This window comes from Parabacteroides sp. B2-S-102 (genome assembly GCF_023656665.1).
In the GTDB taxonomy this organism is placed as follows: Bacteria; Bacteroidota; Bacteroidia; order Bacteroidales; family Tannerellaceae; genus Parabacteroides; species Parabacteroides distasonis.
Genome location: NZ_JAMOKM010000002.1, coordinates 108166 through 125200 on the forward strand (window position 1 = coordinate 108166; position 17035 = coordinate 125200).

The following is a 17035-nucleotide window of genomic DNA, read 5'->3' on the forward strand; positions in this document are numbered from 1 at the left end:
ATGAATAGCGTCTCTATGATTATTCCAAGATTATCACGTACCTTTGTAGTATGAAAACATTTAAACTAGACAATTGGTTGCCACAACGAAGAAAGAAGTCGAGGCACGGGGATGGGATTACCTCGACGTGATCCTTTTCTCGGGAGACGCCTATGTGGATCACCCCTCTTTCGGGGCGGCCGTGATCGGTCGTGTATTGGAAGCGGAAGGATTACGGGTAGCGATCGTACCGCAACCGGATTGGCGGGGAGATTACCGGGATTTCAAGAAGCTCGGCGTTCCCCGGCTTTTCTTCGGTGTATCCGCCGGTGCCATGGATTCAATGATCAACCATTATACTGCCAATAAGCGATTACGCAGCGACGACGCCTATACGCCGGACCAACGTCCGGGAATGCGTCCGGACTATCCGAGCATCGTCTATACTAAAATACTGAAAGAATTGTATCCGGATGTCCCCGTCGTATTGGGTAGCATCGAGGCCTCATTACGCCGGCTTACGCATTACGATTATTGGCAAGATAAGCTATTACCGGGAATCCTTGCTAGTAGCCCGGCCGATTTATTAATTTACGGCATGGGCGAGAAGCCGATCAAGGAATTGGTGCGCCGCCTAAAGTCCGGCATTCCTTTCAACGAGATCAAAGACATCCGCCAAACGGTTTATCTGACAGACAAAGAGGATGCGAAAGACGACGATATCGTGCTCTTCTCACATGAGGAATGCCTAAAAGATAAATTGAAACAAGCGAAGAATTTCCGGCATATCGAAGAGGAATCCAACAAATACAATGCCTCACGTATCTTGCAAAAGGTAGGAAAACAGATGATCGTAGTGAATCCTCCCTTCCCGCCAATGACGGAAGCGGAGATAGATGCTTCCTACGACCTTCCCTATACCCGCTTGCCGCATCCCAAATACAAAGGGAAAGTGATACCGGCTTTCGAGATGATCAAGTTCTCGGTGAATATCCACCGGGGTTGTTTCGGAGGATGCGCGTTCTGTACCATATCGGCGCATCAAGGGAAGTTCATCGCCTCCCGAAGCAAGGAATCGATCTTGAAGGAAGTGAAAGCGATTACCGAAATGCCCGATTTCAAAGGATATCTAAGCGATTTGGGAGGCCCTTCCGCCAATATGTACCGTATGAAGGGGAAAGATGAGCGAATTTGCGCCAAATGCAAGAAACCGTCTTGTATCTCCCCCGTCGTTTGCAAGAACTTGAACGCGGACCATACGCCGCTACTGGATATCTACAAAGCGGTAGATAGACTTCCCGAGATCAAGAAGTCGTTTATCGGAAGCGGCGTACGCTATGACCTGTTATTGCACCGTTATGCGGATGAGTCTTTAAACAAGGCAGCTCAAACCTATACCGAGGAATTAATCGCCCGCCACGTATCCGGCCGTTTGAAAGTGGCCCCGGAGCATACGCAAGACGAGGTGTTGAAACAAATGCGTAAACCGTCTTTCTCGCAATTCGGACAGTTCAAGAAGATATTCGATAAGGTAAACCGGCAATACGGGTTGAACCAGCAACTCATCCCCTATTTCATTTCCAGCCATCCGGGATGTACCGAGGCGGATATGGCGGAGCTGGCGGTGATCACCAAGAGCTTGCATTTCCAGTTGGAGCAAGTACAAGACTTCACGCCTACGCCGATGACATTGGCTACGGAGATGTATTATACCGGATATCATCCTTATACGTTGGAGAAAGTATATACGGCCCGCTCAAAAGAACAAAAGTTGGCACAACGCCAGTTCTTCTTCTGGTATAAACCCGAGTCACGCCGTCAGATCATGCAAGTATTGCAAAAGATGGGACGAAAGGATTTGATTGAGAAATTATTCGGACAGAGGGGTGACATGAATCCCGCTCCCAGAAAAAGAAGATAATAGGCTTTTGAGATTAGCTGTATCGATGAATTACGAGAGTAGTCGCATCGTATCACGGGAGTAGTCTTGATGGATAACGAGAGTAGTCTCGACAAGCGATGAGACTACTCTCGTTATTCCTTATGATTATTCTTTCACGGCGATCACCTCGATCTCTACCAAACCATTCTTCGGCAGTGTCTTAACGGCTACCGCCGAACGTGCGGGAAACGCACCTTCGAACTGAGAGGCGTATACCTCGTTCATAACGGCGAAGTCGCCCATATCCGCTAAAAATACGGTTGTTTTTACGACATCATTGATGCTATAACCTGCCTCTGCCAAGATAGCGTGAACATTCTTGAACGCTTGGGCGGTTTGTTCCTTTACGGATCCCTCAACGAAAAGTCCCGTAGCAGGATCGATACCCAGTTGTCCGGAAGCGAACAGCATATTACCTACTTGCACCGCTTGGCTATACGGACCGATAGCGGCGGGAGCGTTTTTTGTAGCGATAACTTTCTTCATTTTCTTCTTTAGTTTATATACATATTATTATTGTTGCTCGTTCATACGTTGGCGAACCACCTCGTACACCAGAATGGAAGTGGCTACAGATACATTCAAGGAGCCGATCGTTCCGAATTGCGGAATCTTTACCATATTATCGCAGATGCGCAAGTTCTCCGGAGACACACCCGTATCCTCCGCTCCCATCACGATCGCTACCGGTCCTTCATACTTCACCGCCGTATAATTCTCCGCCGCTTTCTCGCTGGCGGCAAATACCTTCACCCCGCTTTGCTGCAAGAAACGGATCGCTTGGTTGATACTCTTCTCCTTACAAACCGGCAATACATGCAAGGCACCGGCAGAGGTCTTGATCGCGTCGGCGTTTACCGAAACGCTTCCTTTTGCCGGAATCACGATCGTATCGACTCCCGCACACTCGCAGGTACGGGCAATAGCGCCGAAATTACGCACGTCCGTAACCCCATCCAGCAATACGATGAAAGGATCTTTTCCTTGCTCATACACAAAAGGAATGATATCTTCCAAGCTCTGGTAGGTAACCGCCGACATAAAAGCGATCACCCCCTGATGATTCTTTCGAGTCAAACGATCCAAGCGTTCAGCCGGAACACGTTGTACCGGTATCTCACGGCCTCTCAGTACCTCAAATAACTCTTTGGATAGATCCCCTTGTAAATCCCTTTTCACAAGGATCTTATCTACCTCCTTATCAGCCTGTATAGCCTCAATCACGGCACGAATGCCGAACACCATTTCGTTTTCTTTCATACTTTATATAACGCAAAACTATTAATTTCACAAATGTAGGGATAAATAATCAATTCTTCAAACCTTCAGCCTTCGCATAACATTCCCGGCATAAAGGCTCGTATTCGGATTGTTCCCCTAAGAAGACCCGTTTATCATTTCCCACGATACGATGGGATACGTAAGCCAAACGTCCGCATTTCACGCAGATGGCATGCACTTTCGTCACCTCATCGGCGATAGCGCATAACTCCGGCATAGGACCGAAAGGAACTCCCTTATAGTCCATGTCCAACCCGGCCACGATCACCCGGATACCGTTAGCGGCCAATTGATTGCATACGTTTACCAATCCCTCGTCGAAAAACTGGGCCTCGTCTATCCCCACCACATCGATCTCGGAAGTGAACAATAGGATACTGGAGGAAGAATCCACCGGAGTAGAAGGAATCGAATTACTATCGTGCGAGACCACGTTATCCTGCGAATAGCGGGTATCGATCGCAGGCTTGAAAATCTCCACCCGCTGCTTGGCGAATTCAGCCCGCTTCAAACGGCGGATAAGCTCCTCCGTCTTACCGGAAAACATGGAACCGCAAATCACCTCGATCCGCCCTTGTCCCGGATACTGGAATATATGCTCTTCTGAAGGCAATGTCATCACTTTCTCTTTTTGTCCGCAAAAGTACATAAAAAAAGCGGAACCATGGAAGCTTATTCACCCCATCCCCGGTTTGTCTTTCACTGCAACCCGGGTTGCAGTAATGCCGCGAGGCAGGTTGCAGTAAATATTACGACTACAATCCATCGGTGTAAGGCATCGATCGCACGCCTCGTTATAAATTAAAGTTGGGCCGGTCTATTTTCCAGTTGAGCGACGGTATCTTCCGGTTCAGTAAAAATCCGCCTTATTCCCTCACCTATTGCCTCTATTTTTGCCCGGTAACAAATAACTAGGTATATCTTATGAGAAGAATTTCATACATCCTGCTTCTGGGCATCCTTTTATCGGCATGCCAAAAGAACACAAAGTCCGAAGGCACGAACTTACCTGTCGAGGTTATCTCTCCAATAAAAAAGACAGAGACCGACAGAAGTCGTGAATACACCTTTTTATCAAGGCCCTATAATGAGACAGTCCTATCTTTCCGCATCAATGGCCCCGTCTTGAATTTCGACTTACGGCCCGGACAAGCGTTCTCCAAAGGCAGTACGATCCTCTCGATCGATAACCGTGACTTCTTGATTCGCAAGCAGCAAACAGAGGCGCTCTACTCGCAAACCAACCAAGAGTATAAACGGATCGAGGCCCTTTACAAAAAGAATAACATCTCCGGAAGTAATTATGAGAAGGCGAAAGCGGATTTCCTTGTCGCCAAATCCAATTACGAGACCGCCGTCAACGCCCTAAGCGATACCCATCTGAGCGCCCCTTACGACGGGTATATCCAAAATATCCATATCGAACCTTTCCAAGACGTGAAAGCGACCGAGCCAATCCTTACCTTCATAGAACTGGACAGGCTGAAGATCGAGACCTATATACCAGAGGAAGTCGCCTTACACTTATATGATAAAGAAAAACAGAAGCTATGTCAAATAGGAATCCATTTCGATACGGCTCCCGAACGGACAATCACCCCTTCCGATTTATATGTGTCTAAAAGTACGACAAACAATAACCTCTCTTATCTACTGACCGCCATTATCCCCAACCCCGATATGGAATGGCTGGGCGGAATGAGTGGAATCCTCTCGATCGACCTACCCAAAGAAGAGCGGTCTCAAAATCTATGGCTTCCCTTAACGGCTATCTGTCATCGCCCCCAAAAAGGAGATTATGTATGGGTGGTTAAAGGAGACAAGGTTAACTCCGTTCCCGTCAAACTCGGTGAGCAAAGAAATAACCAGATAGAGATCGTGGAAGGAATCACGGAAAATGACCTTGTCGTATTGACAAGGCAACGTTTCCTTTCCGAAAATAGTACCGTAACCATCCAAAAATAAGTAAGATGCAAAAATTCATCAAATATTTCCTGAAAAACAAAGCGGTTACATGGCTCCTGCTAGTCCTGATCTTGGCAGGGGGGCTGTTCTCTTACGCAAAGATGGGAAAACTGGAAGATGCCCCGTTTACGATCAAGCAAGCCTTGGTACTTACCCCTTATCCCGGCGCCTCCCCCTCGGAAGTTCAGTCCCAAGTGACGGATGTGCTGGAAGAAGCCATTCAATCCTTAGGCGAGTTATACTATCTGAAGACAGAGAACCGGGCTGGACTTTCCAAAATCACGGTCTACGTGAAAAAGGAAATCCGGGCTGATGAGATGCAGCAGTTATGGGATAAACTACGCCGAAAGGTAAACGACGTACAAGGCAAATTACCTTCCGGAGCGGGAACCTCCATCGTCAATGATGATTTTGGCGATGTATTGGGTGTTTTCTACGGATTGACCGGAGAATCTTATACCTACCGGGAACTGGAAGATCAAGCCAAACTGATCAAAGACGATTTACTGAAAGTAAAAGACGTGGCAAAGGTAGAGATCTACGGCATACAAACTCCCGTAATCGATATCCGGATAAACCCCACGATCTTATCCAATCGGGGTATTACGACAGCTGATATCAAACGGGCGTTCGACGGACAGAATAAAGTGGTAGACGCCGGGAGTATTCGCAACGGGGAGACTCGCATACGTATCGAATCCACCGGTAATTTTTACTCCTTGGATGATATCCGTAACCTTACGATCGTATCTCATTCCGGCGAGCATTTCCGGCTAGGCGATATCGCCCGTATCGAAGAGGGTTACCAGACTCCGCCCCAAAACTTCATGCGCATCAATAACAAGCAAGCGGTCGGTATCGCTATCTCTACCATACCGACCGGGAACGTGGTCGATATGGCCAAGGCCGTGAAAAAGCGTATTCAATCATTTTCGGAGACCATGCCCAAGGGTTTTGAGCTCACCTCCATATACGACCAAGGATATGAGTCCGCCGTGGCCAACCAAGGATTTATCTTGAACTTGATCATCTCCGTCGTGACCGTAGTAGCGATCTTATTGTTCTTTATCGGTTTCAAAAACGGCCTTTTGATCGGTAGCGGATTGGTTTTCTCTATCTTCGCCACTTTAATTGTCATGTTCGCCAACGGGATCGCCTTGCAACGAATGTCTCTTGCCGCTATCATCATCGCGATGGGTATGTTGGTAGATAACGCCATCGTAGTATCGGACTCTGCCTTGGTAAATATGCAACGAGGCATGCGCAAACGTATCGCGATCATGAGGGCTTGCTCATCCACCGCCCTGCCTCTACTGGCGGCTACGGCTATCGCGATCCTCACGTTCTTGCCCATTTACTATTCACCGCATATCACGGGCGAATTACTTTCATCCTTAGTGATCGTGATCGGAGTATCCTTGATGTTCAGCTGGGTGTTCGCACTTACGCAAACCCCATTCTTCATCCAAGAGTTTGTACGGCGCCCCAGACCGGACGAGTTAACAGGGGAATTATTCTCTGGAAAATACTATGATTATTTTCGGTCTTCCCTACGCCTTGTCATCAAATACCGATACGCTACAGTAGGTAGCTTATCCGTTCTATTGGTTATCTCCGCATGGAGTTTCCAGTTTATCCCGAAAGTGTTCGTGCCTTCGCTCGATAAGCAGTATTTCACTTTAGATATGTGGCTACCGGAAGGTACAGCCATCGAGGAAACCGATCGATACGCTACCGATATGGCCGAATCCATCCAAGAATATTCGCAGACGGAAATGGTTTCCTCTTATATCGGACGGACACCGCCCCGTTATTATCTATCGAACGTTAGCTTCGGTCCCCAACCAAACTATGCCCAATTATTGGTAAAATGCAAGACATCCGGAGAGGCCCGGGAATTGCATGCCTTGCTACAAGACTCAATTCGCTTAAAATATCCGGAACCGCTCATCAATGTGAACAAGTTTGAGTTAAGCCCGCTTACGGAAGCCTTGATAGAAGCCCGTTTCCTCGGACCGGACCCGGCGGTATTGGACTCTTTGACCGGAGTAGCTATCGACATTATGCGAAGGAACCCGAAAGTAACCGATGCCCGGAATGAATGGGGTAATATGACCTATATGATACGCCCGGTATATGATCCGGTAAAAGCCGGTTTCTTAGGTATCACCAAGGCTAATTTGATGGAATCCGTCAAATCCATCGAGGAAGGTACGGTTATCGGGATTTACCGGGATGAGGAAAAGAAAGTCCCGGTCTTATTGAAATCGGAGAAGAGCGGAATCGACGATCCCCGTTCATTAGGTGATTTCTCGGTGTGGAACGGAGAGAAATCCGCACCCTTGTCACAAGTAACCCGACAGGTAACCTCCGCATGGGAATATCCGCAGATCAAGACCTACAACCGGCAATTGTCTATGGCAGCGATGTGTGGCGTGAAAAACGGTTACACCATGTCTGAGGTACACGGTGAGATTCGGGAAGAGATCGAGAAAATGAACCTGCCCCAAGGATATAGCTTCTTCTGGGATTCACAATATAAAGACCAGACAGAGGGATTGCAAGCCCTTGTCAAATTCTTCCCGCTGGCTTTCTTGATGTTGGTTGTTATATTGGTCGCTTTATTCTCCAATTTCCGTCAACCGATAATCATCCTTTGCGTGCTCCCTCTCTCCTTAATCGGGGTAGCGATCGGTATGTTACTTACCGGGTTCGATTTCGGCTTTTTCCCGATCGCCGGATGGTTGGGGCTCTTGGGTATGATTATCAAAAACGTAATCGTATTATTAGACGAGATTAACACGCAACGTCGTAACGGTATCTCTCCATACGACTCGATCATAGAGGCAACCATCTCAAGGACTCGCCCGGTCTTGATGGCGGCTACCACGACTATTTTAGGAATGGTGCCTTTACTTTTCGACGTAGCGTTCGGTGGAATGGCGGCGACTATTATCTTCGGACTCACCTTCGCCACCTTACTTACGTTATTCGTAACCCCGACGTTATACGCATTGTTTTACCGGATTCATTCACCTCACAAATAAACGATAAAAATGGACAAAGTATATATTATCAGCGGTCTCTTATCCTTCCTATCCTTCCCGTTAATCGCACAAAACAGCGATTATCAAGCGCAATATAGGGAAAAAGTCTTGGAATACAACCAAGACTTGAAAGCAGCGGGATACAACGAGGCCATGAAACAGGAAATGATCAAATCGGCCCGTGCGGATTTCAAACCGAAACTCTCGGCGGAAGGTAATTTCAATTATACCGGTAATCCGCTAGAATTATCGATTGATTTGCCATCTATGAATTCCCCCCTTTATTTTCAAGGTAAAGATCTGAAATATGGGGCGACTCTCTCCCTCTCGCAACCGATTTATACCGGAGGCGGCATTCGTGCCAACTACCAAAAAGCACGGCAAGAAAAAGAGTTGGCATCCAATGAATCCGATCGTATAAAAAGCAATACCCTACACGACGCCGATATCTACTATTGGAATGCGGTAGCCCAGCACGAGCTGGTTTTCGTGGCACAGGCATTTCGTACATCCATACAGCAACTGGTGGACGTCGTACGCCACCGGGTAGAAGTCGAATACATCGATCGAAACGATCTTCTTATGGCGGAGGTAAAGCTAAACGATGCAGATTTCCAGTTATTGCAAACTCGTGATAACGCCGAGATCGCACGTTTGGCCCTTAATTCTTTCGCTGGTGTAAACCCGAGCGATACCTTGCCGATCGATCATTCCGTAATCGCCCTCAAACAATTTATCCCTTTATCGGATGAGATAGATAACGCGATAACCAGCAGGCCGGAATACCGGATCGCCAAAAACAAGATCGAGTTACAGGAATCATCCCGGAAAATAGCGGATGCCCATTTCTTACCCCAATTCCATATTGGAGTAGATGGAAGTTATTCCTCACCGGGCTATAACTTCAAATCCGACCTAGATCCGAACTATGCGATCTACGCCAAGCTCAGTATCCCGCTCTTCGAATGGGGAAAACGTAAGAGTACCCGCAACGCTTCCTCGTACGCCATCAATATGGCTCAACAGAATCTCAGCAAGACGCAAGATAAGATCCGGCTGGAAATACAAACCGCCCATTACAACTATAAACAAGCTATCGATAAAGTCGAACTAACCGAGAGCTCATTATCAAAAGCATCCGAAAGTGAGCAAATGGCCATGGAGCGTTATAAGGAGGGGAATGTTTCCATCGTCGAGGTTATCAACGCTCAATTATATCATCAGCAAGCTCAGGTTAATTATATACAATCCAAACTAAACGCACAGATGGCGAAGACGGATTTCGAACGGGCAATTTATTATCTTCGCAAAAAAGAATAGGTCATGAAAGAAATATCATACGGGAAATCGGCATGTATCCTTTTGTTTTCGGCATTAGGGGTCTTTTCCTATTTCTTGCTGTTATATCATACGGAGCTACAAGAGCGCATCCCCGATATAAAGATCTCATTGATCGCTTTGTCCATCACGATAGCGGTATTCAACTTGTTCGGTTTCAGTTTACTGGTCAGCAGCCATTGGATGGCTACCAACTATCCATTATATTATATCGATAAAAGCCGGATGTTATGGCATTATCTGCTGGTAGCGATCCTATTGCTACTTATGAATTGTACCCTGTTTATCTCGTTGAAATGGATCACAAGCATTGGCGATCCTTTCGTGATCCGGGCAAAAGGGGCCGGTTTGGTAATAGCCGTCTGGTTCGTGGAGATGATCATTTTCAGCCTTCTCTTGATTAATTATTCGATGCGTTATACATTGAATTTATATAAGGAGAAACAAAGATTGGAAGCAGAATCTATACAAGCTAAATATACCGCTCTCCAAAGCCAGCTAAATCCTCATTTCCTATTCAATAGCTTGAATACATTGATAGCAGAGATAGAGTATGATCCGGCTACGGCGGTCAAGTTTACGCAGCATCTATCCGAGGTATACCGTTACGTGCTCCGCCAGCAACAGTGCCAGATCGTCTCTTTAAAAGAGGAGCTTGATTTTCTGGATTCCTATATATTCCTCCATCAAGTCCGGCTGGGAGATTGTTTGTCGTTGGAACGCGATCTTCCCGACAACGTCATTGACCATCAATTGCCCCCTCTGACACTGCAACTACTAGCCGAGAATGTCGTGAAACATAATTATATCGACGATTTTAACCCGATGACCATACGGGTATATACTGAAAGGAACAGTCGATATCTATGCGTCAGCAATACATTACGGCCTAAAAAAGTCTCAAACGCATCCGGTAAAGGATTAAAGAATTTGTCGGAGCGTTATCAATTACTATGTAAGCAGGATATCCAGATCCGAAAAAATGATCACCAATTCACCGTATCAATCCCACTTATTTATGAATAATATCCAAGTAGCCATTATCGAAGATGAGAAACCGGCCGCCCGGTTACTGGAAGGTATGATAAAGAAATTACGCCCGCAATGGGATATCATCAAGATACCCGGAAGCATCGAATCATCCGTGGCTTGGTTCGCTTCCCATCCGCATCCGGATATCGTTTTTCTGGATATCCAGTTGTCGGATGGAAATTCTTTTTTATTTATAGAACAGGCTTGTCCTACAAGTCTCATTATCTTTACGACCGCTTACGATGAATATGCAGTCCGGGCCTTTACGGTAAACAGTATTGATTATCTACTCAAACCGATACGACAAGAGAGATTGGAGGAAGCCATCCAAAAATTCGAGCATGTCACGTCTAAGTACAACCAGAAGCTCTTAGAGCAAAATGATTTATTGGAAGTACTCCATTCCCTCACGTATCCCGGCAAGAAATACAGGACCCGTTTCCTTATTTCCGGCAACGAGAAACTGATCACTTTACAGGTGGAGGATATCCCCACTTTTATTCATTAAACAAGATCACCTTCGCTGTCACACGCCAAAACAAGGAGTACATAATCGATTTCCCGCTGGATAAACTCATGGAACAATTAGATCCCGATAAATTTTTCCGGACGAACCGGCAGACGATCATAAATATCGAATCCATCGTGAAAATAGAGCCCTATTTTCAGAATAAGGTCATTGTCCACATAAAGCCGGAACATAAAGAGAAAATATTGGTCAGCAAAGAAAAATGGGCCTCTTTCAAGCTATGGTTGAATTATTAGACCTTTCGCCCATTGCTATAATACCGTTCTTTTCTATCGTCCCGATCCTTCTTATTCTTTTTAGGTTTGGGCTTATCCGGTTTCGCTGGTTTCCGATAGTCATGACGATGGTTGTCACGATCCCAATGTCTATCTGAGTCATGCCGGTCGTCTCTCCAATGATTGTCATGGTGAATGGTACCCCAGCGGTAATTCCAATAGTTATCCTCATATCGACGGCAGTCATGGGACGGGCGGCGATCCGGATATCTCGGATTCGCATACCATCCCCGATAATCATGGATACGTTGCGGATGCTCCCTTACAAAACGGACATATAGATTGAACTGGGCCGGAGTCAATAGACGTTGGATCTTACGATCCCTTTCCATACGCAAATCGTAAATACGGCGAGCCGCACGGTCCCAATACCGATAGTCACGGCGGGCCTCCTTCTCTATTTTCTGTCCGTACTTATGGATAATCTTATGGTATTCCGCTGCTTGGCGAGCGGGCAAATGCATCGCTTGCTCCATCCAAAGACAATTTTGACAATGCGGTTCATTCCACCCAAAACTGATCCAAAACTGGCTGTAAGCGGGTAAACTGCACAATATAGCCAACACACATAGTAAGCTGAATCGTTTCATGTCTTTTCAATTTTAAGTTAATAATAAAGCGAATCGTTTGTTCTTTTATCTAAGACTGCCCTACTTCAGAAAGGTTTAATCCTTGATACCCAACAAATCTTTCGCATTGGCAAGAGAAGCCTCTGTCAACGAGGCTCCGCTCAACATACGGGCCACCTCGTTCACACGTTCCTCCCCCTCTAATTGCTTGATACGGGTCAGCGTACGGTCTTTGGTATCCTTCTTATAAACAAAATAATGAGCTTGCCCCTTCGCCGCTATCTGAGGTAAGTGAGTGATAGCGAAAACTTGCATCTTTGTTCCGAGTTCTTGCATGATATCCCCCATTTTATCGGCGATATCACCCGATACCCCCGTATCTACCTCATCAAAGATAATAGTAGGTAAAGCGGTGAACCCGGCAATCATAGCCTTAATGCAGAGCATCAACCGGGAGATCTCACCTCCGGAAGCGGTTTGGGCTACCGGCTGCAATTCCGCGCTCTTATTGGCGGAGAACATAAATCGGATATCGTCCATTCCATCGCTCTCCGGCTCTTTGCGAGGAAGGATGTCCACACGGAAACGGGTATTCGGCATCCCCAACGGAATAATCATCTTGACCAATTGCGAGGCCATCGCCGTGGAAGCGACTTTACGCTGCTCGCTAAGCACGGAGGCTTGTTGAAGCAACTCTTTATACGAGGCATCCAATTGACTCTCTAACAAACCGATTTGCTCATCGAAAGAATCGATCGCACGCAATTGCTCTTGGTATTGATCCCGTATAGCAATCAATTCATCCACGGTGGAGACACGGTGTTTTTGCAGAAGTGTATAAAGGATATTCAAGCGTTCATTCACCCATTCCAATCGTTCCGGGTTGAACTCTACATCTTCCTTTAAAACGTCTGTCTCGGAAGCCAGATCATTCAAGTCGATATAAGCCGAGCGGATTCGCTCGGAGATCTCCTTGGCTTTCGGGAAATATCTTTCTAAGGAATCCACGGTGGAAAGGGCTTCCTTGAGTATTTGGATGGCTCCTTGCTCCTCGCCGTCCAAGAGTTCGGTTACCTTATATAAAGAGCTTTTGATCTCCTCCGCATGCGAGAGAGTTTCTTGCTCTTGCTCCAACTCATCCTGCTCATCCGGTTGAAGGTTGGCTTCGTCCAATTGTTCCAATTGAAAACGGATATAGTCCTCCTCCTGCTTGCTTTGAGCCGCTTTGTCCCTCAAATCTTTCAGTTCCCTTCGCAACGCCTGATAACGAGTAAATTCCTTCTTATAAAGAATGAGCAAGATCTCATTTTCGGCCATTACATCGATCACTTTCAGCTGGAAACGGTTGTCGCCCAACAATAGGTTCTGATGCTGCGAATGGATATCAATCAAGCGGCTTCCCAACTCTTTTAAGATCGTAAGGGAAACCGGAGAATCATTGACGAAGGCACGGGATTTGCCGGAGGCATAAAGTTCCCGACGCAAGATACAGCTATCCGCGTCGTACTCAAGGTCGTTACTTAGGAAGAAAGGCTCCAACTGATATTTTGAGACATCAAATACGGCCTCGATCACACATTTATCCGAACCTTTCTTTATACTCTTGCCATCCGCACGCTGTCCCAGCACCAAAGACAAGGCTCCTAATATAATTGATTTTCCCGCTCCGGTCTCACCCGTTATCACCGAGAAGCCTTTATCAAAGCGGATATCCAAATTGTCTATCAAGACAAAGTTCTGTATAAATAAGGATTTCAACATAACTATTTTACCTTACTGGTTTTTGAAGCTCTTCCAAGCGAGTGGATTGTGCCGGATAGATCTCGAACAGCATCTTATAGCCCTCTTGCCGCTCTTGTGTGGTCGCTTTCGAATAAATTGCGATAATCTCATCTAATTTAGCGTCGGCGAACATTTGTAGAAGCACAGAGGTAGGCCGGGCTTTCTTTACTTCCTGCAAGGCGGGAAGCGCACTAATGATCGTCGTACGTCCACGATCCGGATTTGCTGCCATTTCATCGAGTCCTTTCCGGTGATACGTGTACCACATTTCCCGGAAAGCGTCGGATGCGTTATCTTGCAAAGCCGTCGCTACGGCATGGCGGTTCTGGTTGCTATCAAAAGCTTTCCAGCCCGTCCACGACATCTCAGACTGGGCCATGTTCACGATTTGCTGGGCTTGTTGTATATAGGTAGTTCCACCTTTCGGAGCGAAACTATCGAAATCAAGCCCCAAGATCACATAGACGTAAAACACGATAGTGGCCGTAAGATTGCTGGTCAGCGTATTTGAGTTATAGTCCAACGGCTCGCCCTCCGTATACTCAAAATCCAACTGTTGATCCCTGAAATTCAGAAGAGTAGTTGTATAACTGGAATTATAGACCGGACGGCGGGCTTGTATCTGGATCTCGCTCTTGAAGTTCGTCTCATCCAATTCATTCACGATAATCGTCATCGTACAATCGATCTTCTCATTGACGGCAAACGTGGCATCCGTCCATTTCCGGTTATTCACGAACTCAGTCAAGGAGTTCTGTAAGGTCGTGAAGATTTGCTTGTTAGCGGTCGCAATTTTGTCTCCGTTCACCGTGATACGGGCGTTCAACTCTTGCGCCTTCCCACAAAAAGGAGCGGCGCAAAGCATGAATAGATAAAACAGTCTTCTTACTTTTCTCATTTCAATAATGTTACCAACTTATTTACGATATCACAGGCTACCTCCCGCTTCGTTTTGAGCGGATAGCTCGTTACTCCTCCGGCATTGTCGATAATCGTGATCTTATTGGTATCGCAACGGAAACCGGCACCTTGGTCTCGTAAAGAATTCAAGACGATGAAATCGAGATTCTTCCTCTTCAGTTTACCTTCGGCATGAGTAGCCTCGTCGTTCGTCTCCAAGGCGAACCCCACCATGACCTGTCCTTCCCGCTTGATCGCACCCAAAGAGGCGGCGATATCCGGGTTCGGAACCAAATGAAGCGTCATCTCTCTCTCCGTTTCCCGTTTGATCTTCTGCTCGGAAGCATTCTCCGGACGGTAATCGGCGACAGCGGCACATAATATGGCAGCATCGCTACTCGGGAATGCGGTCATCGCCGCTTGGTACATTTCCCCGGCAGACTCAACATCGATTCGTTTAATAGCTGGATGATGTGTTTTTAAAGAGACTGGACCAGCGACCAAAGTCACCTCCGCCCCTCTCTCCGCACAAGCTTCCGCTAAAGCGAACCCCATCTTACCGGAAGAGTAATTACCTATAAAACGTACGGGATCTATCTTTTCATATGTCGGACCTGCTGTTATTAAGATCTTTTTTTTTTCAAGATCTTTTTGAGCGGAAAAGAAGTCTTCCAAAACCTCGATAATCTTATCGGGTTCTTCCATCCGGCCTTTACCAACCAAATGGCTCGCCAATTCCCCCTCGGCAGGTTCGATAATCCGGTTACCGAATGAACGCAAGCGCTCCAGATTCTGTTGGGTACTCGGATGAGCGAACATATCCAAATCCATGGCCGGAGCCACGAATACAGGGGCTTTACAAGAAAGATAAGTAGTTATCAGCATATTATCGGCGATTCCGTTCGCCATCTTACCGATCGTGGAAGCGGTAGCCGGAGCAATCAACATGGCATCCGCCCAAAGCCCCAGATCCACATGACTATTCCATGTACCATCCCTATTGGAAAAAAACTCGCTGATTACAGGGTGGCTACTCAACGTCGATAACGTAAGCGGAGTGATAAACTCTTTTCCCGCCGGCGTGATAACCACTTGTACCTCGGCTCCTTTTTTCACCAATCCCCGGATGATATAAGCGGCTTTGTATGCGGCTATACTCCCCGTAATCCCTAATATAATATGTTTATCTTTCAATATCATATATCGAATCAATTTATCTTTGCCAGTAGAGACGTAGCACGTTGCGTCTCTACAACCTCAACAAAAGAATCTCTTTGGCTACTTTTGAGTTTATATTGCCATATTCGCCAAGTTTCCATCCCATTCGATCGATAGGTTCCACCAAAGCATCCAAGTCGGACTCCTTGATCCCATAGTCGGAAAGACGGGTCTTTAATCCCATGAAATGGAAAAAATCTTCCGTAGCCTCTATTGACTTTTGCGCCTTTTCATCGGCAGATCCTTCGGTAATACCAAATATGACCTCTCCCATCCGGATCAGTTTCGCCGCTTTCTCCTTACGCATATAGGTCATGACACCCGGCAAGATAACCGCCAAAGTCTGGGCATGATCCAAGCCGAACTGCGCCGTCAATGCATATCCCATACGGTGTGAGGACCAGTCTTGGGGTACTCCTTGGCCGATCCAACAGTTCAAGGCATTCGTAGCCGCCCACATCAAATTAGCACGAATATCATAATCATTCGGATTTTGCAAGACCTTGCGGCCTTCTTCCACAATTGTCTTCATCAATCCCTCGGCAAAATAATCTTGAACCTTAGCGTTCACCGGATAAGTCAGGTATTGCTCGACCACATGGATAAACGAGTCAACGACACCGTTAGCCACCTGTCGCTCAGGTAAAGAATAAGTTACCTGCGGATCTAAGATAGCGAACTTAGGGAACACCAACGGAGACATGAAATTTAATTTCTCATGGACAGATTCCCGGGAAATTACCGCCCGTTCATTCATTTCCGAACCGGTAGCGGCCAAAGTCAGCACTACTCCTAAAGGAAGCGCTTTCTTTATCACGCCACCTTTCGACAAGATATCCCAAGGATCTCCCTCGAAAAACGTAGCCGAAGCGATAAATTTCGTAGCGTCGATCACTGATCCGCCGCCTACCGCCAGCAAGAAATCGATATTCTCCCCCTTCACCAACTCAACAGCCTTCATACAAGTCTCATAACGGGGATTCGCCTCAATACCACCATAGGTATGGAAGTCTTTCAAAGCTGCCGTCACCTGCTCATAAATGCCATTTTTCTTAATGCTACCGCCACCGTATACCACCAGAACCTTACTTCCTTCTGGAAGTAACGCAGACAAACGGGCAATACTTCCTTTGCCGAACACAACCTTTACAGGATTGCAAAACTCAAAATTATTCATC

12 protein-coding genes and 2 pseudogenes are annotated in these 17035 nt (G+C 46.6%); 6 read left to right on the top strand and 8 right to left on the bottom strand.

What is annotated here, in order from left to right:
• Positions 1-50: 50 nt before the first annotated feature.
• Positions 51-1900, top strand: a pseudogene (locus NBH07_RS03325) (YgiQ family radical SAM protein).
• 126 nt (positions 1901-2026) lie between these two features.
• Here NBH07_RS03325 and NBH07_RS03330 read toward each other — a convergent pair.
• From NBH07_RS03330 to NBH07_RS03340, 3 genes are read right to left on the bottom strand one after another with little or no spacing between them, the layout of a single operon-like run.
• Positions 2027-2407, bottom strand: coding sequence for a RidA family protein (locus NBH07_RS03330; RefSeq protein ID WP_005862903.1), 381 nt, complete (start codon positions 2405-2407; stop codon positions 2027-2029).
• A gap of 27 nt (positions 2408-2434) precedes the next feature.
• A complete protein-coding gene (gene rlmB, locus NBH07_RS03335; RefSeq protein WP_008779732.1) occupies positions 2435-3181 on the bottom strand; it encodes a 23S rRNA (guanosine(2251)-2'-O)-methyltransferase RlmB in 747 nt (248 codons plus the stop codon).
• A gap of 49 nt (positions 3182-3230) precedes the next feature.
• On the bottom strand, positions 3231-3821 hold the full coding sequence (locus NBH07_RS03340) for a thymidine kinase (protein WP_009275066.1): 591 nt from the start codon (positions 3819-3821) through the stop codon (positions 3231-3233).
• A gap of 305 nt (positions 3822-4126) precedes the next feature.
• Between NBH07_RS03340 and NBH07_RS03345 the strand changes: the two genes are divergently transcribed.
• The 5 genes and pseudogenes from NBH07_RS03345 to NBH07_RS03365 all read left to right on the top strand — a co-directional run bounded on the left by NBH07_RS03345 (position 4127) and on the right by NBH07_RS03365 (position 11349).
• On the top strand, positions 4127-5167 hold the full coding sequence (locus NBH07_RS03345; RefSeq protein WP_009017268.1) for an efflux RND transporter periplasmic adaptor subunit: 1041 nt from the start codon (positions 4127-4129) through the stop codon (positions 5165-5167).
• Between the two features lie 5 nt (positions 5168-5172).
• Positions 5173-8214 (top strand): efflux RND transporter permease subunit, encoded by a 3042-nt coding sequence (locus tag NBH07_RS03350; RefSeq protein WP_009017267.1) that lies wholly within the window; start codon positions 5173-5175, stop codon positions 8212-8214.
• A 9-nt stretch (positions 8215-8223) separates the two neighbouring features.
• Positions 8224-9534: a TolC family protein gene (locus NBH07_RS03355; protein WP_009017266.1), complete on the top strand. Its 1311-nt coding sequence runs from the start codon at positions 8224-8226 to the stop codon at positions 9532-9534.
• Positions 9535-9537: 3 nt separating this feature from the next.
• Complete coding sequence (locus tag NBH07_RS03360) at positions 9538-10578, top strand: sensor histidine kinase (RefSeq protein ID WP_005857611.1); 1041 nt, start codon at positions 9538-9540, stop codon at positions 10576-10578.
• Positions 10571-11349 (top strand): annotated as a pseudogene (locus tag NBH07_RS03365) (LytR/AlgR family response regulator transcription factor). The gene NBH07_RS03360 and the pseudogene NBH07_RS03365 overlap by 8 nt, the downstream one beginning before the upstream one ends.
• Here the strand turns inward: NBH07_RS03365 and NBH07_RS03370 are convergent.
• The 5 genes from NBH07_RS03370 to NBH07_RS03390 all read right to left on the bottom strand — a co-directional run bounded on the left by NBH07_RS03370 (position 11346) and on the right by NBH07_RS03390 (position 17034).
• A complete protein-coding gene (locus NBH07_RS03370) occupies positions 11346-11978 on the bottom strand; it encodes a hypothetical protein (protein WP_008779727.1) in 633 nt (210 codons plus the stop codon). The pseudogene NBH07_RS03365 and the gene NBH07_RS03370 sit on opposite strands and share 4 nt — an antisense overlap.
• A gap of 75 nt (positions 11979-12053) precedes the next feature.
• On the bottom strand, positions 12054-13718 hold the full coding sequence (recN, locus tag NBH07_RS03375) for a DNA repair protein RecN (RefSeq protein WP_008779726.1): 1665 nt from the start codon (positions 13716-13718) through the stop codon (positions 12054-12056).
• A 7-nt stretch (positions 13719-13725) separates the two neighbouring features.
• Positions 13726-14637 (bottom strand): type IX secretion system protein PorD, encoded by a 912-nt coding sequence (gene porD, locus NBH07_RS03380; RefSeq protein WP_005857619.1) that lies wholly within the window; start codon positions 14635-14637, stop codon positions 13726-13728.
• Positions 14634-15839, bottom strand: coding sequence for a bifunctional phosphopantothenoylcysteine decarboxylase/phosphopantothenate--cysteine ligase CoaBC (gene coaBC / locus NBH07_RS03385; protein ID WP_005857620.1), 1206 nt, complete (start codon positions 15837-15839; stop codon positions 14634-14636). Before coaBC ends, porD begins: the two co-directional genes overlap by 4 nt.
• 49 nt (positions 15840-15888) lie before the next feature.
• Positions 15889-17034 carry an iron-containing alcohol dehydrogenase gene (locus tag NBH07_RS03390; RefSeq protein WP_009017265.1) on the bottom strand — a complete coding sequence of 382 codons (1146 nt, stop codon included), beginning with the start codon at positions 17032-17034 and terminating at the stop codon, positions 15889-15891.
• Position 17035 lies beyond the last annotated feature (1 nt).

Coding starts and splice junctions, on each gene's coding strand:
- NBH07_RS03355 (WP_009017266.1), top strand. CDS start 8,224: ATGGACAAAGTATATATTATCAGCGGTCTCTTATCCTTCCTATCCTTC.
- NBH07_RS03330 (WP_005862903.1), bottom strand. CDS start 2,407: ATGAAGAAAGTTATCGCTACAAAAAACGCTCCCGCCGCTATCGGTCCG.
- coaBC (WP_005857620.1), bottom strand. CDS start 15,839: ATGATATTGAAAGATAAACATATTATATTAGGGATTACGGGGAGTATA.
- NBH07_RS03370 (WP_008779727.1), bottom strand. CDS start 11,978: ATGAAACGATTCAGCTTACTATGTGTGTTGGCTATATTGTGCAGTTTA.
- NBH07_RS03360 (WP_005857611.1), top strand. CDS start 9,538: ATGAAAGAAATATCATACGGGAAATCGGCATGTATCCTTTTGTTTTCG.
- NBH07_RS03390 (WP_009017265.1), bottom strand. CDS start 17,034: ATGAATAATTTTGAGTTTTGCAATCCTGTAAAGGTTGTGTTCGGCAAA.
- NBH07_RS03350 (WP_009017267.1), top strand. CDS start 5,173: ATGCAAAAATTCATCAAATATTTCCTGAAAAACAAAGCGGTTACATGG.
- recN (WP_008779726.1), bottom strand. CDS start 13,718: ATGTTGAAATCCTTATTTATACAGAACTTTGTCTTGATAGACAATTTG.
- rlmB (WP_008779732.1), bottom strand. CDS start 3,181: ATGAAAGAAAACGAAATGGTGTTCGGCATTCGTGCCGTGATTGAGGCT.
- porD (WP_005857619.1), bottom strand. CDS start 14,637: ATGAGAAAAGTAAGAAGACTGTTTTATCTATTCATGCTTTGCGCCGCT.
- NBH07_RS03340 (WP_009275066.1), bottom strand. CDS start 3,821: ATGACATTGCCTTCAGAAGAGCATATATTCCAGTATCCGGGACAAGGG.
- NBH07_RS03345 (WP_009017268.1), top strand. CDS start 4,127: ATGAGAAGAATTTCATACATCCTGCTTCTGGGCATCCTTTTATCGGCA.